Below are 269 nucleotides of genomic sequence, written 5' to 3' on the forward strand. Positions count from 1 at the left end.
TAGGCATAAACCTCAGGGGCATAGGAGCGCGGGGGTGCGAGAGGATGGGCCCCGTGACTCCCGCGCCCACGGCCCCCCGGTACGTGTTCCTCGACGGCGACGGGACCTACGCGCACCACGGCGAGGTCCCCCCGGGGCACGAGCGCGTGGACCGGGCGGCCCGGGCCAACGGGCACCGCGTGCTGCTGTGCACAGGGCGACCGGAGTCGATGCTCCCGGACCGGATCCGCGCGGCAGACGTCCACGGGATCGTGGCGTCCGCCGGCGGG

1 protein-coding gene is annotated in these 269 nt (G+C 75.1%); it reads left to right on the forward strand.

Translation table 11 applies throughout. The annotated features are described in order from the left end of the window. Positions 1-53 precede the first annotated feature (53 nt). Positions 54-269: HAD hydrolase family protein (locus tag KVT14_RS20440; protein ID WP_217617303.1), on the forward strand; the 216-nt coding region annotated here is incomplete at its 3' end.

The organism is Cellulomonas sp. GbtcB1 (assembly GCF_019091725.1).
In the GTDB taxonomy this organism is placed as follows: domain Bacteria; phylum Actinomycetota; class Actinomycetes; order Actinomycetales; family Cellulomonadaceae; genus Cellulomonas.